General features: G+C 69.1%; 12 protein-coding genes. 7 read left to right on the top strand and 5 right to left on the bottom strand.

Annotated features, from left to right (window positions below; translation table 11 throughout):
- The first annotated feature begins 452 nt into the window (after nucleotides 1-452).
- Nucleotides 453-1,199, top strand: a complete 747-nt coding sequence (locus ACIGW4_RS18355; protein ID WP_399581509.1) for an XRE family transcriptional regulator — start codon at nucleotides 453-455, stop codon at nucleotides 1,197-1,199.
- On the top strand, nucleotides 1,196-1,669 hold the full coding sequence (locus ACIGW4_RS18350) for an NUDIX domain-containing protein (protein ID WP_399581507.1): 474 nt from the start codon (nucleotides 1,196-1,198) through the stop codon (nucleotides 1,667-1,669). Before ACIGW4_RS18355 ends, ACIGW4_RS18350 begins: the two co-directional genes overlap by 4 nt.
- On the opposite strand, the gene ACIGW4_RS18345 is transcribed toward ACIGW4_RS18350, so the two are convergent.
- The 4 genes from ACIGW4_RS18345 to ACIGW4_RS18330 form a co-directional block, all read right to left on the bottom strand.
- On the bottom strand, nucleotides 1,662-2,225 hold the full coding sequence (locus ACIGW4_RS18345; RefSeq protein ID WP_399581506.1) for an HD domain-containing protein: 564 nt from the start codon (nucleotides 2,223-2,225) through the stop codon (nucleotides 1,662-1,664). The genes ACIGW4_RS18350 and ACIGW4_RS18345 overlap by 8 nt on opposite strands.
- A 48-nt stretch (nucleotides 2,226-2,273) precedes the next feature.
- Nucleotides 2,274-2,711, bottom strand: a complete 438-nt coding sequence (locus ACIGW4_RS18340) for a GntR family transcriptional regulator (protein ID WP_399581505.1) — start codon at nucleotides 2,709-2,711, stop codon at nucleotides 2,274-2,276.
- A gap of 185 nt (nucleotides 2,712-2,896) precedes the next feature.
- Complete coding sequence (locus ACIGW4_RS18335; RefSeq protein WP_399581502.1) at nucleotides 2,897-4,921, bottom strand: tetratricopeptide repeat protein; 2,025 nt, start codon at nucleotides 4,919-4,921, stop codon at nucleotides 2,897-2,899.
- A gap of 1,104 nt (nucleotides 4,922-6,025) precedes the next feature.
- A complete protein-coding gene (locus ACIGW4_RS18330; RefSeq protein WP_399581499.1) occupies nucleotides 6,026-6,841 on the bottom strand; it encodes a hypothetical protein in 816 nt (271 codons plus the stop codon).
- A gap of 141 nt (nucleotides 6,842-6,982) precedes the next feature.
- Between ACIGW4_RS18330 and ACIGW4_RS18325 the strand changes: the two genes are divergently transcribed.
- Complete coding sequence (locus ACIGW4_RS18325) at nucleotides 6,983-7,654, top strand: hypothetical protein (RefSeq protein ID WP_399581496.1); 672 nt, start codon at nucleotides 6,983-6,985, stop codon at nucleotides 7,652-7,654.
- Nucleotides 7,655-7,777: 123 nt separating this feature from the next.
- Here ACIGW4_RS18325 and ACIGW4_RS18320 read toward each other — a convergent pair whose 3' ends face one another.
- Nucleotides 7,778-9,388, bottom strand: coding sequence for a M4 family metallopeptidase (locus ACIGW4_RS18320; protein WP_398707446.1), 1,611 nt, complete (start codon nucleotides 9,386-9,388; stop codon nucleotides 7,778-7,780).
- Between the two features lie 1,063 nt (nucleotides 9,389-10,451).
- Between ACIGW4_RS18320 and ACIGW4_RS18315 the strand changes: the two genes are divergently transcribed.
- From ACIGW4_RS18315 to ACIGW4_RS18300, 4 genes are all read left to right on the top strand, one after another.
- Complete coding sequence (locus ACIGW4_RS18315; protein ID WP_399581493.1) at nucleotides 10,452-12,599, top strand: PBS lyase; 2,148 nt, start codon at nucleotides 10,452-10,454, stop codon at nucleotides 12,597-12,599.
- Between the two features lie 229 nt (nucleotides 12,600-12,828).
- Nucleotides 12,829-13,596: a hypothetical protein gene (locus ACIGW4_RS18310; RefSeq protein ID WP_399581491.1), complete on the top strand. Its 768-nt coding sequence runs from the start codon at nucleotides 12,829-12,831 to the stop codon at nucleotides 13,594-13,596.
- A complete protein-coding gene (locus ACIGW4_RS18305; RefSeq protein WP_359588241.1) occupies nucleotides 13,593-14,888 on the top strand; it encodes a HAMP domain-containing sensor histidine kinase in 1,296 nt (431 codons plus the stop codon). Before ACIGW4_RS18310 ends, ACIGW4_RS18305 begins: the two co-directional genes overlap by 4 nt.
- A gap of 55 nt (nucleotides 14,889-14,943) precedes the next feature.
- The gene (locus ACIGW4_RS18300) at nucleotides 14,944-16,308 is read left to right on the top strand and encodes an FtsW/RodA/SpoVE family cell cycle protein (protein WP_399581489.1); all 1,365 of its coding nucleotides are present in this window, start codon (nucleotides 14,944-14,946) and stop codon (nucleotides 16,306-16,308) included.
- The last annotated feature ends 20 nt before the right edge of the window (nucleotides 16,309-16,328 follow it).

Raw genomic sequence — 16,328 nt, 5'->3', positions numbered from 1 at the left:
CGCCCGTACGGCACCCCATGTGGGGCCCGGACGGGCGAGGGAGGCAACCGGCCGCGGCGGAAACCGCGGAGGGATGGGGTGGCGCTGTTCTTCACGCGGAGTCCGCGTGGCCGCCTACTTGGCCGAGGAGAGGCGGCGTAATCCTCATTCAGTTGTCAAGGAACGAGCACTTCCTTCGAGCCCTCTCGGGTCCTCCGGGCGCACGTCAGTGCAGGTCAGGACAGTCGGAACCGTCCCTCGCTCCACATGAGATACACGCTTGAACGTGTATCTCACAATGGGGCGCCCGATTGCGGCTGTCAAGTCCTTCGCTGCTATCGGGCCCTCCTGGGGCGTGACATCAGAGTGGCCCGACCCCTCGGGACGAAGTCACCACGTCCCTGGACGACTTGGGACGTCCTCGATAGCGTTCGGGGAGTCGAGTACGTCCCTGGACGTCCCTGGGGGTTGGGATGGCGAACGAGCGGTTAAGGTCGGCGATGCTGACTCGCGGCATCACGGTCGATGCCATGGCGGGACACATAGGCGTGGACCCCAAGACGGTGGAGCGATGGATCTCCCAAGGGCGGTCCCCGTACCGACGCCATCGCCTCGCAATAGCGGCTTACCTACGTGAGGACGAGGCGTACCTCTGGCCGAACGGCCTCCCCGACGGTCAGCGTAAAGATGCAGCTGACGCCGAGGTCCTCAAGGTCTACCCACATCGCTCATACGTCCCGCCGGAGCTGTGGTTGGAGTTGTTCGGCCGGGCCGAGCGCGAGATAGGCGTGCTCGTCCACGCCGGCGTGTTCCTCGCCGAGAATCCCCGATGGTCCCAGTTGCTCCGGCTGAAGGCGGCTTCCGGCGTCCGTGCACGCATTCTGCTGGGCGATCCCGATAGCCCCGAGATCCAGCGCCGGGGCCAAGAAGAGGAGATCGGAGAGGGCGTCGCCTACAAGGTCCGCGAGGTGATGAAGCTCTACCGCCCGCTCTACTCAGTACCTGAGATCGAGTTCCGGATGCACCGGTCGACGCTCCACAACTCCCTGTACCGCTCGGATGATGAGTGGCTCGTCAACACTCAGGTCTACGGGGTCAGCGCACCTATGGCCCCGGTCCTGCATCTGCGCCGTGTAGCCGGGGCCGAGCTGGTCTCGACGTACCAGCAGAGCTTCGAGAAGGTGTGGGAGGAAGCCCTCCCCATCGAAAGGACCTCATGAGTCGCCGCACTGACTACTTCAATGACCCCGCTGCCCCGAAGGCGAACAGCATCGTCCCGGCAGTGACAGCCTTCGTAGTGAACGACGTCGGCGAGGTCCTCCTCGAACGGCGTTCCGACAATGGCCGTTGGGGCATGCCGGGTGGCGTCCAAGAGATCGGCGAGAACATCGCCGGGACGGTCGTGCGTGAGGTCCTGGAGGAGACAGGGATTCAGGTGAAGGTGGTTGGCCTGGTCGGCATCTTCACTGACCCGGGCCATGTCATCGCCTTCGCGGATGGGGAGGTCCGCCAGGAGTTCTCACTCTGCTTTCGGGCCCGACCGGTCGGGGGTGAGATCAAGGTGAGCTCGGAGTCCTTCGCGGTGCGGTGGGTTCCACGGTCCGAGCTGGACGCCCTCGACGTCTCTCCGGCCACGCGCCGGCGCCTGGAGGAAGGCTTCCGAAATGCGCCGATCCCCGTGATCAGCTGAGCCGTGCCGCCGCAGCCTCAGCCTTCCGGTCTCGCACACGTGCGACCCTCTCCAACAGTTCTGGCCGGGCCGCCGAAACCGCCCGGAAGACCACGTGCTCGGGTCCGTAGCGCTCCAGCACCTCCGCAAGCCTGTGAGCCGGATCAACCAGTTCGCCGACCGGGCTGCTGGTCAGGTCGCAGTACGTGATCGCGTCCACCAGCTCAGGTTCGGCGGGACCGAACTCGGCAAGTGCCTCTTCAAGCCCGAGCTCCGACGCCTCCCATGGCGAAGAGGTGTGGAAGGCGACGATGCTGCAAAGCCGTGGGTTGGCTCCCACCACGTCCCGCAGATATCGGGCGCCGTCGATCATGTGCTGACCAGTGTCCACCGCTTGCTCGGCGTACCCGACGTCGTGCGAGATGGCCGCGGCGGCCAACAACTCGGCGTCGGCACCAAGCGCTGGACCCAGCACAAGAGCCTGTTCGTAGACCCGCTGGGAATGAGCCCACCGCTGCGGCAGAGCCTCAGCAAGCAGTGACTCGGCGAGATCATGGGCCCACTTAACCAACTGCATGTCCAGCGCCTCCGAGAGAGTCAGAACCAGGAGTTCAATTTTCAGGTTTCAGGAGGAGGAGCGAACGAACCGCCCCACGCCGTGCCGAGCCTCGACGTACCCAGAGGTCTCTAGTTCGCGCACTGCGCGGCGCACGGTCCCGCGGGCAACCGCGTACGTCTCGGCGAGCACTGTCTCGCTAGGCAGCCGCGCGCCGGCGGGCAGCTCCCCACTCCGGATCTGCACCAACAGGTCGTTCATGATCCGCTCATACGGCGGAGAATCGGCACCTCCGGCCACCGCACGTCCAACGCCAGCCACGGTCTTGATGGACCCGGCTTCTTCGAGGGCACGCAGCGCGCGCCGCACGGTCGTACGCGCGACGCCGAACTCCCGCCCGATCTCTGCCTCGGAGGGCAACCCATCCGTGTAGTCACCAGCAGCAATCCGCTCACGCAGCACCTGCGAGATCACCTGATACGTCCCACGCGGGCTGGGGCTCGACACGCATTCCTCCTTCAACCGGGGTCGCGTTCCAGCTTCGCACGCCAGACTCCCCAGAAGGAGTGCCCCGACCGTCCGGCCATCCGGTTAGGCCGCTGACCAGCAGCATGAATCCGGACAATGCGGAGGTGCCCTGGCCGGCCTGTCCGATTCAAACTGCCACAGAACACAGCGAGCTCTGCTGTTACTCAGTCGTCAAGCTCTCCTGCCATCAGACGGGAAAGCAGGTGCCGGGTATTCTCTGTGGCTGGGTGTCCCACTCCGGAGATCTTCTCACGCAAAATAAGAACCGCCTGAGCCTCGGCGATTGCACGGCCCCGGTCTCCAACCCGACCATGAAAATATGCAAGATTGTGCCGCGTAACTAGCACATCTGGATGATTTTCCCCTAAATTCAAAAGCTCCACTTCGAGCAGTGCTTCCAAATCGGCGATCGCCCCTATTGCGTCGCCAGAATCCGCCCGCAGTCCAGCCAGGTTATGCCGAATCGTACAGGCGAAATCACCGTTTGCATCAATCGACGAAGGCAAGTCTGCAAGGATTCCCTCCAGAGCCTGAATCCCTCCCTCGAAATCCCCACCCCTTGCGCGCCAGTGCGCGATCTGGCATTTCGCATCGATTACCAACATATGAGTAGGATCATGGCTCTCAAGCAAGCATTCAAGGATTTCCTCAAACACGCGCGCAGCGCCTTCGTACTCTCCATGCGCCCCCAACATTTGCGCCAATTCGCCTCGCGCCCCTAGGGTTTCGACATGGTTCGCCCCTTCGATCCTCAGCAGGTCCGAATATGCTTTCGTAAGCGTATCAGCAGCGCTATCGAAGTCTCTGTCCTTCGACTGCCACGAACCGATCCGGCGAAGACACTTCAGCGTGTCCGGGTGATCCGGGCCAAGGATCTCTGCGGCCGTTTCCCAAAGTCTACGCCACTGGGAAATTGCGGTGGAGTACATTCCTGCATCCCCATAGCTGTCTGCACCATGAAACAGGACGTCGTAAGCTTCGACCTTCCAGACCAAATCAAAAGCTACGGATGAAAGTGCATCAATATTTCCACGTAGTACGTGCCGCAGCTCCCGCTCTCCTGGGTTACGCGACCACGACGACAGGATGCAGAGCGATGCGAAGAACGCCAACTCCCCCTGATGGGCATCGTCTACAGACTCTCGCGCCACACGCTGCACGAGTGGGTGGACTCGCACCATGCCATGCTTTTCATACGGAGAGTGGCTTACCAGGCTTAGACGATGCAGAGAGCGTAAAGAAGCCAGTACCTCTTCTTCAGAGAGGTCAGGCACGTCGACCTCAAGCGACCCCTCTGGCTCATACATCAAATACTTACAAATTCCCAGGTATGAGCGGGCAGGTTCACTCATGAGCACCGCATCGGGAATCCCATTTGGATTCATCACCGAAGCGAGGGCCAAGAGGTAACGAGATATTCCCTCTGGCCACAACTGGTCAGCTCGCGCCATGGACAGGTCCCAAACTGCAGCTAAAACCTCCTCGTGATCGTCCGGCAAGCTGCTCTCATCTGGGACCAGCTCCGACAAGACTCTACGCCGATCCGCCAGAAGTTCCCTATAGCGGGAAACCTTCAAGCCCTGGTCAGCAATATAGGAAGCGGCTTGAGAAAGCGCCAACGGCAAGTGCCCGAGGTCTACCGCGAGATTTAGAATCTCGTCCTCTCGATCTTGGCAACCGTGCGCATTAAGCTTCCTCACCAGATACGAAACGGACTCTCTTTCAGTGAAGACCCCAACTTCTACCAGCTCTCTCCCCTGACCTTGAAGCGCAGAGTCTCGACGCCGCGTGGTAACCACCACTTGACATTGGGGACGGGATGGCGGCCAGAGCCCTCGCATATCCGCTGGATCAGCCACGTCATCAAGGATGATGAGACAGGATCGCTCAGTCATTTGCAGCCAGGCAATAAACATTTGCGCCGCTTGGCGAGGGTTTTCTTCCGTAACGGCGCAGACATCGCGCGCTGCTTGCGCATAAGCGAGCTCGATCGCATCACGGTTGACTGCACTTACCCAAACAAGTAGATCAGTTCTTCCGCTGTCCTGGGCAGAGCGTGCGAACCTAGCCGCCAGTTGGGTTTTACCCACCCCACCCATGCCAGAAAGAATTTTCGTGGAGCCCACAGAAAGCGAATTCAGAGTTAGCCTCGGTTCGAAGCAATGAGCTTCGAGTGGAACAACTCCCACCTGATGAGGCCACGAGACACTCGGGGCCGGCTGCGGCGCGTGGAAGTTCTGGATATTTCCGATAGCTAGACCGCCATCGGACGCATAGATAGAAGTATCCGCGTTAACTGATGGGCTATGCAACCCGGAAGCGGTCAGCCCTGAGACCGGCCCGGCGAGCGAGGGTTTTCAATATGAACGTTGCCTTCGAAAACGACACCTGCAACTGACCCTCTATCTGCCCTAACTGAGACACTCCCAGTGAACGTGTTGCCGGGCTTGAATGTTTGTCCCGAACCCTCGCCTAGGGCCAACAACTGGGATGCTGTTGCTTGCAGTTGGTCGCCCTCGCTGCTGGCAAGCAGCTCCTCGAACCTAAGTCGCCAGAAGGCCGCTTGTAGCGCCATCTCGCGTTCACGTTCTTCGTCAGGAACTGCTAGTTGCAGTGTGGCCGAAGTATGGTCAAGTGACTCACTCACTGTGCGCTCTTGACTTGCCCCAAAGAGTCTGCTTACGCGATCGCGTACCGTTTCCCAGGCGTCTGTGCCTGCCGCCTGTACCACCGCTCCGGCACCCATCGCAGCAATGGCCGCGAGCCCTTCAGCTAGCATGCCGCCCCCTCCCATACAGAGCCAGGCTTCCATTCAATCCCGCCCTGTGGCGCTCTGCATCATGTTTGGGCATGTCTGCTGTGGGGAGCGTGCGGCACCCCACCTCATGAACGGACGTCCTACTCAGAGCGACGGGTCCTGTCGCAGGGAGGCCCAAGGGCTGCGCGTGAGTGGCGCGTGAGCTCGATAGACCAGCGACGGACGTTCGACGATCGCGCAGGTCACAAACCGCTTCCAGGTCCGCTGAGCCATGCCCTCCGGAGCCGTGTGCGCAGGTTCGAATCCTGCCGGGGGCACTTCGCAGGAAGTGCCACACAGACCCCGTGATCAGCGGAAACGCTGAGTACGGGGTCTTGTTGTATGTGCAGGTGTGTGCAGTGCTGAGCCGCCGTACGACGGCGGTCGCGGCCCATACGTGGCCCAGGCCGTGAGGCATCGCCCCAGGTAGGAGCACAGGGACGACGAAGGCCCCGGGACGGATCCCAGGGCCTCACGACGAAGCGACGCGGTCCGGCTAGTCGGCGGTCACTCCCCAGTAGCCGATCAGGTCCGGCCGGCCGTCGCGGTAGAGCACCGTGCAGTTCCCCTGGGCGCGGTCGGGGAACTCCAACCGCCCTGTGGCGAGAGCCTCGTCCCAGTCCTCGTAGGTGGGCCGGCCGTCCGGGGACCAGGCACGCACTTCGCCGTCGGTCAACGGCCGCATGAACGGACCGTCGCTCCGTTCCGTGGCATCGATCATGTCGGGGAAGTCCAGCACGGTGCACGTACCGCCGGTGAAGATGTACTCGTGCCAGTCCGGATCGCGCCACAGCGCCTCGACGGACCGCTCTCCGAAGCCGTGGTCGTCCTCCGCCAGGCTCGCTTCCTGAGCCTGCCGGAATGCCGCCGCCAGATCAGGCCGATACGGGCCCGTCTGCGTCCACGCGTTGCCGCCCACCCTGTCCCCTCCCCATGCGAACCGTCCAAACGGAAGCGCAGCGTAGGCCATCGCACTGACAAGCCTCCCCGCTTGATCACCCGTACTCCCGCAGTAGGTCTTCGATCCTCCGATTCGCCACTTCCTGACGGCCGGCGGGAGGGTGGGCTCCCGGGCTTCCTGCCAGGCCCGGTAGCAGGTCGAGGAGACCACTCCCCCGTTCTCGCCGGAGAACAGGCGCCCGTCGCCCGCGGTGCCGAAGGTGTCGATGTGCTCGCGGAAGACGCGCACGAGCTGGGGAGGGACGGGGACGCGCCGGACGTCCCCCGTGGGCCGGTTCTTGAGACCGCGGTCGTCATGGCTCTCCCCGGAGTCGGTCCACTGCTTGCCCGGCTGGTCGAGGAAGGCGATCACCGGAACGTCGCCGTCCCCACGAGGCGGTGTCTCCAGCGGTTCGCGTGCTCTCCTCGTCATGCCGGCTCGGCCATTCCCATGCGGCGTCCCGTCCTCGCCTGTAACGTCGTCGACCGCCCTCCCCCTTCGGAAAGGTGCCGCATGCCCGAGCCCGCCGCCGTGAACCTCACGAAGGCCGCCCCCGCGGTCTCCCTGGACAAGCACGGCGTGACGTCGGGGCTGATCAGGGTCAACCTCAACTGGACCTCGCCACAGGCCGCCGCCCAGCGGGAGGCCGGCGAGGCCCGTGGCCTGTTCGGCCGGATCCGGGCCTCGATGCGATCGGCCGCGGCCAGGAAGGTGGATCTCGACCTCGGCTGCATGATCCGCTGCGCCGACGGCTCCAAGACCGTGGTCCAGGCCCTGGGGAACGCCTTCGGCTCGGTGGACCGCTTCCCGTACGTCGCCCTCGACGCGGACGACCGGACCGGGGCCCGGGAGGCGGGAGAGAACCTCGTCATCAACCTGGACCACCAGGCCGAGTTCCAGAAGCTCCTGCTCTTCGTCTACATCTACGAAGGATCCGGCGACTTCCGCGGTCTCGACGCGGTGGTGACGCTGACCTCGGAACGCGGCGACCGCTTCCGGGTCGTCCTCGACGAGTGCCCGCCGCAGGCGCACGCCTGTGCCATCGCCCTCATCAAGCGGCAGAAGGGCGAACTCGTCATCGGACGCGAGGTGCGCTGGTTCACCCCGGCGGACGGCCCCGGCGTCCAGGACGTGATCTCCCGCGCGTACCGGCTCGGCATGAAGTGGACCCCCGGCCGGAAGTAGCGCCCGCAGCCGTGTACGCCCTCGGCGCCGGGTGCCGGGCGGGGCTGGTGACACCGGATGCCGCCGGAAACGGCGAACCCGCGCGGCACGTGGTGTGCCGCGCGGGTCCGGTGCCTGCTGGGGTTACTTGACGTTGATCGCCGTCCAGGCGGCGGCGACCGCGTTGTACTGGGTGCTGCCGGCGCCGTAGAGGTCGGCGGCGGCCGAGAGGGTGGCCGTGCGGGCGCCCGCGTAGCCGGTGGTGGAGGTCATGTAGGTGGAGAGGGCCTTGTACCAGATCTTGTACGCGGCCTGGCGGCCGATGCCCGTGACCGTGGAGCCGTCGTAGGTCGGCGAGTTGTAGGTGACGCCGTTGACGGTCTTCGTGCCACTGCCCTCGGAGAGCAGGTAGAAGAAGTGGTTGGCCGGGCCCGAGGAGTAGTGGACGTTCAGGCGGCCGACCGACTTCGACCAGTAGTCGGCGGAGCTGCCGTCCTTGCTGGGCTTGTCCATGTAACGGAGCGGCGTGCCGTTGCCGTTGATGTCGATCTTCTCGCCGATGAGGTAGTCGCCCGCGTCGGCGGAGTTGTTGGCGTACCACTCGACCGAGGTGCCGAGGATGTCGGAGGTCGCCTCGTTCAGGCCGCCGGACTCGCCGCTGTAGCGGAGGTTGGCGGTGGAGGAGGTCAGGCCGTGGGACATCTCGTGGCCGGCCACGTCGAGGGACGTGAGCGGGTGGGTGTTGTTGATGCCGTCGCCGTAGGTCATGCAGAAGCAGGAGTCGTCCCAGAACGCGTTGACGTACGCGCTGCCGTAGTGGACGCGGGAGTAGGCGGCGACGCCGTCGCCGCGGATGCCGAGGCGGCCCAGCTCGTTCTTGTAGAAGTCCCAGGTCACCGCCGCGCCGTAGTGGGCGTCCGCGGCCGCCGTCTCGCGGTTGCTCGCGAGGCCGTTGCCCCAGGTGTCCGTGGAGTTGGTGAAGAGCGTGCCCTGGCCGGACGTGGCGCCCTTCAGGTCGTACGTCTTGTGGCCGCCGCGCGTGGCGTCGGTCAGGGTGTACGAGCCCGAGGTGCCGAGGGTGACCTGGCCGGCGTACATGGTGTTGCCGACGCCGGTCTCGATCGTCTCGGCGGAGAACAGCTCCTTGCCCGTCGTGGCGTCGGTGACGACCTGGCGGCGGCTCGGCGTGCCGTCCTTCTGGACGCCGGTGACGTAGGTCTCCCAGGCGAGGACCGGCTTGCCGGTGGCCGCCCAGATCACCTTGCGGGCGGAGGAGACGGCCTCGTTCGTGTTGGCGGCGGAGGCGAGGGCGGCCTTGCCGGCGGCGGCGCGCTCGACGGCGGGCGTCGTGCTGGCCACGGATATGCGGGCCGAGGTCGCCTTGGTGGTGGAGCGGGCGCCCGACTTCTTCTGGTGGACGACCAGGTCGCCGCCGAGGACCGGGAGGCCCGCGTAGGTGCGCTCGTAGCGCGTGTGCACGGTGCCGTCCGCGTCCTTGACGACGTCCCGGACGACCAGCTTCTCCTGGGCCTGCAGGCCGATGGCCCGGGCGGTGGCGGCGGCCTCGCCCTGCGCCTCGTGGATGGCGGCGGCACGCTGGGCGCCGGCCGGCTGGACCGCCACGGCGTCGGCCGTGCGCTGGGCGTCGGCGTTGGCGGAGCCGGTCTGGACGCCGACGACGACCATGGCGGCCGATGCGATCAGCGCGGCGGCTCGGGCGGTGGTACGGCGGGACGAAGACTGCTGGCGGGTCACGCGGGCTCCTTCGCTGAAAAGCGTGGGGATCGTGGGGGTGGTGGTGCGGCTGTGAGCGTGCCAGCGAAGTCGCCCGTTTGACAGGTCTGCAACAAGAATTTGACCATGTGTTGCCCGAAGGTCGGTGAACTCTGTTCGTTATGCGGGGAGTTCGTGGGGTACGGCGCCCCTCTCTGCCCAGATTCGGGCAGCCTGGGGTCCCCTGGAGGGGGCGCCGGGGGAGTTGGGGTCCTCTGGGGCTTTTCGGGGACTGCGTGTGCCTCCGGGGCGGTTGTCGGGTTGAGCGGTGGAGTCTCCTGTGGGTGGGGGCTCCTGTGGGTGGTGACGACTGCGGGTGGGGCCTCCCGCGGGTGGGGTCCCCCGCGGGTGGGGTCTCCCGCGGGTGGTGACGCTTCGGGATGTGCGGCTGCGCAGCCCCGCGCTTGCGGGGCCGTTTCTCCGGTGGGACTCCTCAGGCCCTGACCAATCCGCTCCGCCCGCCCGCCCCATGGGCGACATCGCGCCACGTCTGGGGCCGTACGGGGCCCCCATGGCGCCGTTCTCCGCACCCGAGCGGGCGGGGGCCGTCCCCCGACCCGGGCCCCGGCCCGTCCCGTGCGTCGCCTTCGGCGGGTGCGAGCCGCCGCTCCGCGACCGGTCGGAGCCGCTCGGGGCGCCGTCGCGAACGGGTGCGGCTCGCCCTGCCGGGCGGCCTCCGCCCGGGTCCGACGCGGGATCCGGCGTGCGGACACGAGCGACGTCCTGCTGCTCACCCTCGTCGGGCCCGCCCGCGCGGCCCCGGCGCCGGGCGTACGGCTCACCGGCGGCGGTGCTCGTCCGCGTCCCGCCGGAAGGGCGGGCGAGGGGGGCGGGTCCCGCCCGGCAGCCCTGCCCCTTCGCACCGGCTCGGCGTGTCACCCGTACGGACACCGACCGCAACTGCCTTGCTCCGCACCGTACATGGCGCAAAGAGACCGCAACAGGCGCTCCCTGCACGGCAGGTGTCGCCGGTTCGGCTTTGTTGTCCCTTCTGTGGTGCACACTTGCTGCCTGGCACAGCGCTCACGGGGAAGGCGGCCTGGCAATGCTGACGGGGATCGAGGAGGTCGACTGGGCCTCGCTGGGGCACGCGTACGGCCCCGCGGACGACGTGCCGGAGCTCCTCCGCGGACTCGCCTCCGCCGACCCCGCGGAGCGGGAGACCGCCCTCGACGGCATGTACGGCGCGGTGCACCACCAGGGCGACGTGTACGACTCGACGCTCGCCTGCATCCCCTTCCTCCTCGAACTCGTCGCCGACCCCGCCGTCCAGGACCGGGGCTGCATCGTCGAGCTGCTCACCAGCATCGGCGGGATCGAGCTCGACGACGAGGAGGAACTGGACGAACTCGGCTCCGACGAGGAGGAGTTCATCCCCGCCGCCAACTACGCGATGGCCGCCGCCGCCATCGCCGCCGGTGCCGACGTCTTCCTCGGTCTCGTCTCGGACCCCGACCCCGAGGTGCGGCTCGCCGCCCCGTGCGCGCTCGCCTCGCTGCACCCCGAGCCCGCCCGGGTGCTGACCCTGCTGCGGGAGCGCCTCACCGTCGAGCGCGACACCGAGGTGCGGCTCGCGCTGGTGGCAGCCGTCGGGCGGATCGCCCTGCGGCACGCCTCGCTGCGCGCCGAGACCGTCGACTGGCTCGACTGGCTCGCCCGCGCCGCCCAGGACCCCGGGCTCCGGCTCGCGGCCCTCGCGCAGCGGGCGCGCTGCGCGCCCGGTGACATTCCGGACGATGTCGTGCCGTGGGTGACGGGGCTCCTGGAGGAGATCAGGACCTCGGCGAACCGGGCGGCCTCCCCCGGCGGCGAGCGGGCCGCGACGCCGACCCTCATCGGGCAGGTCCGCGAGCTCCTGGAGGAGCACGCCGCGGGCCGGCCCGCCCCGTGGACCGAGGAGCTGCTGCGGACCCTGCACGCCGCGCTCGACGACCGGGTCGACGACCGGATCGCGCTGATCCTCGCGCAGCTGCGCAGCCCCGACTGGGGGCAGCGCTCGGACGCGATCTGGCTGTGCGGCGGTTTGATACGGGTCTGGCGCGGGCGGTACGAGGAGGTCGTCCGGCTCGTCGGCGCCCAGCTCCAGGACCCGGAGCCCCGGCTCCGGGAGGCGGCCACGTCCTTCCTGGAGCGGCTCTTCGAACTGGGCGCGCCCGCCGCCGACGCGCTCGCCTCCCGCCTCGCCGCGGGACCGGGCGCCGCGGGACCGGGTGCCACGGGACCGGGCTCCGCAGGACCCGGCGGGTCCCCCCGTGCCGCCGGGCAGAGTCCCTTCGTCGGGCGGTCCGGGCGGGACGGGGCGCTGCTCGCGCTGGCCCGCGCCGGGGACACCCGCGCGGTCCCGCTGCTCGCCCGCGCCCTGGAGGGGGCCGAGGTGCGGCGCGAGCTGCTGTACGCCGTGGACGGACTCGGGCCCTCCGCGGCGATGCTCGCCCCGCTGCTCCGGCGCCGGCTCGCCGAGGTCGAGTTCGACGAGCGGCTGTACGACCGGGCGGCGCCGCTGCTGTACGCCCTGGCGGCCGTGCGGGGCACCCAGGCCCTGCCGGAGGTGCTGCGGATCCTGCGCGAGGCGCCGGCGAACCGGCGCGACTGGGTGCGGGAGGCCGCCCTGCGGACCCTGGCCGCCTTCGGGCCCGCCGCCCGGGAGGCCGTACCGGACATGCGAAGACTCCTGGCCGCCGAGTCGGCCTCCGTCGCCACTGCGGCGGCGCGGGCCCTGTGGGCGGCCGAAGGCGACCGGGGGGACGTGCTGCCGGCACTGGAGCGGTGGCTGCGGCCGGGCACGCCCGGCGCGGACTGGTGCGCCGCCGCGCAGGCCCTCGGCGAGATCGGCCCGGCGGCGGCCTCGGCGGCCCCGGCCCTGCGACCCGGCCTGGTCTCGCGGGACCTGTGGGTGCGGGTCCGCAGCGCGGCGGCGCTGTGGCGGGTGTCCGGCGAGGCGTCGGCGTCGCTCCCGGTGCTGCTCGCGGCCTGGGAGGAGAACCGGCACGCGCGCGTGGACATCGCCGAGTGTCTGGCGGAGATGGGTCCGGCGGCCTCGCAGGCGCAGCTGGTCGTCCTCACCGAGCTCACCCGCAGGCGCCGCCACAACGCCCGCGAGGGCGGCTCCGGCACCCACGGCATCCACCTCGACGAGAAGCTGCTGACCCTGTGCCGGGCGGCGCTGGCCCGGATGGAGCGGGGGGCGTTCTAGGGGTGCCCGGAAAGTAGGGCCAGGCGGGACCTTCCGGTCCCCCTGGGGGTGTCCTGCCGATCGGGCCGGGGCACCCGGCGAACCCCCGGAGGAACTCCCGAAGGACCTCCCCGGTGGGCGGTGCTCCGATGGCGGTCCGGGCGCGGTCCGATGGTGAGACAAAAAGGACTTCACTCCGCATAAGGTCTACTGGGAGTCCCCTTCCCCACCGACCCCATCGAGGAGCAGCGTGAGACCCCGCGGAGTCCGGAGCGCCGCCGGCGTCCTGTGCGCCCTCGGTCTCGGCCTCGCGCTCGCCGGCTGCGGCGACGAGGGCGGGCTCAGGAGCGCCGGGCCCACGCCCACGGCCGTGGGGCCCGTCCGGCTCTGGCCCGATCTGCCGCCCGCCACGAATCCGCCGATCGACTACGGCGAGTCCGACATCCAGCGCGTCCCCGACATCGAGGTCACCGACAACGACGTCCACTCCGTCGACCCCGTGGCGGTCGTCCGCGCCGAGGTGCGCGCCCATCCCGACACGTACACCGGCGCGGACGGCATGTACGAGCAGACCGCCCGGGCGATCGAGGCCTGCGACACGGCACCGGCCGCCTGCCCGGTCCTGCGGCCGTACTACCGCGACCTCACCGGCAACGGCCGGGACGAGCTGATCGTCGGGATCCGGATGCCGGACCAGCAGGTCGGGGTGCGGGTCTACCTCGCCGAGAACGGCGGTCTGACCCGGATCATGTCCACCGTCGACCAGGTCATCAGCGTGGAGCTGGCGGGCCGGGACCTGATCATGCGGGTCGGCTCGGCCGGCATTCCCGGGTACGAGTACCGGACCGCCTGGTCCTGGGACGAGCAGCAGGGCAGCATGCTGCCCACCCGGGACGAGATCGTCCGGGTGAAGCCCTCCGGCGTCGGGCCCTCCATGGTGCCCGCGCCCCATCTGGTGAGCCCGACGCCGACGCCCACGGACAGGCCCGTCTCCCTCCCGCCGGAGGCGACGCCGTGAGGGCGCCCCGGCGGCCCGCCTGGACCGCGACCCTCACCTGGAAGGCAGCGGTCTTCATCGCGGTCATGTGCTGCGCCCTCGCCGCCCTGCTCGGCGTCCTCGTCCACGTCTCGGTGGCCGGCCAGACCGTGAACGACTCCCGGGAGAAGGCCCTGGCCCGGCTCACCGAGGTCAGCGGGCTCTACGAGGCGGGCGAGCCGCTCCCCCGGTTCGCGGGCGTCGATCCGCCCGGCCTTCCGGCCCCGCTGCGGGCGCTCGCCGCGCGCGGGCAGCGCGGCACGATGGTCGCGGAGCACGAGGGCCGGCCGACGATGTGGGCCGCGGGCCCGGCGGACGGCCGCGGAACGGGACCCGCGGGCGGCCGCGCCCTCGCCGTGCGCCTCGACTACACCCAGAGCGCCGAGACGATCGACGCGCTCGACCGCTCGATCCTGGGCTCCTCCGTCCTGGCCATCGGGGCGACCCTGCTCGTCGGCGCCTTCGCCGTCACCCGGGTCACCCGCCGCCTGCACCTCACCGCGCAGGTGGCCCGCCGGATCAGCGCCGGCGACCTCGACGCGCGCGTGGACGATCCCCGTACGAAGGACCCGACCCGGCCCCAGGACGAGGTGGCCACGGTCTCCGGGGCGCTCGACACCATGGCCTCCTCGCTCCAGCGCAAGCTGCAGAGCGAGCAGCGGTTCACCGCCGATGTGGCGCACGAGCTGCGGACCCCGCTGACCGGGCTCTCGGCCGCGGCCGAGCTGCTGCCGGAGGGGCGGCCCTCGGAGCTCGTACGGGACCGGGTGCGGGCGATGCGCGGGCTCACCGAGGACCTCCTGGAGATCTCGCGGCTCGACGCCCGCACCGAGACCGTGGACCTGGCGGTGCACGAGCTCGGACCGCTCGCCGAACGGGTGGTGCGCGCCTCGGGCACGGACACGGAGGTGCGGGTGGTCCGGGACGCCACGGTGGAGACGGACCGGCGGCGGGTGGAGCGGGTGCTCGGCAACCTGGTGGCCAACGCGCACAAGCACGGGGCGCCGCCGGTGGTGGTGACGGTGGACGGCCCGGTGGTGTCTGTGCGGGACCACGGGCCGGGGTATCCGGCGTATCTGCTGGAGTCGGGGCCGCAGCGGTTCCGCACCGAGAGCGGGGGCAAGGGGCACGGCCTCGGGCTGACCATCGCGGTGGGGCAGGCGGAGGTGATCGGCGCCGAGCTGGTCTTCGCCACCGGCCCGGACGGGGGCGCGGAGGCCCGGCTGCGGCTGCCGGAGTACGTGCGGCTCGCCGATCCGGAATCCGAGCAGTGACGGCACACCGTCACACAAAAGGGACATAGGGCATACCGCTTGCTACGTTGCGGCCATGACCGCACCCCCGCCCGGCATCCGCGCCCCGAAGCGGCGCGGCGTGGAGCTGTCGCTCCTGATCGGCGCGGTCCTGATCGCCGTCCTGGGCTATGCCGAGGTCGGCCTCGCCCGCAGCGGCGCCGTGCCGCCCGACGCCGCCCGCTACGGGGCCGGGCTCGGGCTGCTCGCGCTCGTCGCCCATCTCGCGGTCCGCTTCCGCGCCCCGTACGCCGACCCGCTGCTGCTGCCGATCGCGGTCCTGCTCAACGGCCTCGGCCTGGTGCTGATCTACCGCCTCGACCTGGAGACGCCGAAGGACCAGGCGGCGACGACGCAGCTGGTCTGGTCGACGGTCGGGGTGACGCTGTTCATCGTGGTCGTCCTGCTGCTGCGCGACCACCGGACGCTCCAGGGGTACGCGTACGTCTCGGTGGCCGCCGCGCTCGCCCTGATGATCCTGCCGATCTTCTTCCCCGCCGTGAACGGCGCCAAGATCTGGATCAGGCTCGGCGGGCTCTCCTTCCAGCCGGGCGAGTTCGCCAAGATCCTGCTCGCGGTCTTCTTCGCCGCGTACCTCGCCGCCAACCACAACGCGCTCGCGTACACCGGCCGCCGGATCTGGAAGTTCCAGTTCCCGACGGGCCGGGTCCTCGGCCCGATCGTGGCGATCTGGCTGCTCAGCGTCGGCGTCCTCGTCCTGGAACGGGACCTGGGCACCTCGCTGCTCTTCTTCGGCCTCTTCGTGATCATGCTGTACGTGGCGACCGGCCGGACCGGCTGGATCGCGGTCGGCCTCGTCCTGGCCTCCGCGGGCGCCTTCCTCGTCGGCTCGCTCGAACCGCACGTCCACAGCAGGGTGCAGGACTGGCTCGACCCGTACGCCTCGATCCGCGCGGGCGAGGGGCCGGGGCAGCTCGCCCAGTCGCTCTTCGCCTTCGCCGCGGGCGGGATGCTCGGCACCGGGCTCGGCCTCGGCCATTCCGTCCTCATCGGCTTCGCCACCAAGTCGGACTTCATCCTGGCGACGGCCGGCGAGGAGCTGGGGCTCGTCGGCCTCACCGCGCTCTTCCTGCTGTACGCGCTGCTCGTCGCACGCGGCTACCGCGCCGGACTCTCGCTGCGCGACCCCTTCGGGCGGCTGCTCGCGATCGGCCTCGCCTCGATCGTGGCGCTCCAGGTCTTCGTGATCGCGGGCGGGGTGATGGGGCTGATCCCGCTGACCGGCATGGCGATGCCGTTCCTGGCCCAGGGCGGTTCCTCGGTCGTCACCAACTGGGTGATCGTCGCGCTCCTCATCCGGGTCAGCGACTCGGCCCGCACGCCCCGGCCGGACGCCGCCGACACCGGGGAACTCGCCAAGGTCGGGGAGGGCGCGCGGTGAACGGCTCCGGCGGCCCGGGA

This window comes from Streptomyces sp. NPDC053513 (assembly GCF_044544765.1).
In the GTDB taxonomy this organism is placed as follows: domain Bacteria; phylum Actinomycetota; class Actinomycetes; order Streptomycetales; family Streptomycetaceae; genus Streptomyces; species Streptomyces litmocidini.
Note: the sequence above shows the minus strand (reverse complement) of the source record. Positions and strands in the feature narration are given on the sequence as shown.

Bases quoted from the DNA above. Each gene is read 5' to 3' on its own strand.
- ACIGW4_RS18355 (WP_399581509.1), top strand. From the start codon at position 453: ATGGCGAACGAGCGGTTAAGGTCGGCGATGCTGACTCGCGGCATCACG.
- ACIGW4_RS18350 (WP_399581507.1), top strand. From the start codon at position 1,196: ATGAGTCGCCGCACTGACTACTTCAATGACCCCGCTGCCCCGAAGGCG.
- ACIGW4_RS18345 (WP_399581506.1), bottom strand. From the start codon at position 2,225: ATGCAGTTGGTTAAGTGGGCCCATGATCTCGCCGAGTCACTGCTTGCT.
- ACIGW4_RS18325 (WP_399581496.1), top strand. From the start codon at position 6,983: ATGCCCGAGCCCGCCGCCGTGAACCTCACGAAGGCCGCCCCCGCGGTC.
- ACIGW4_RS18315 (WP_399581493.1), top strand. From the start codon at position 10,452: ATGCTGACGGGGATCGAGGAGGTCGACTGGGCCTCGCTGGGGCACGCG.
- ACIGW4_RS18300 (WP_399581489.1), top strand. From the start codon at position 14,944: ATGACCGCACCCCCGCCCGGCATCCGCGCCCCGAAGCGGCGCGGCGTG.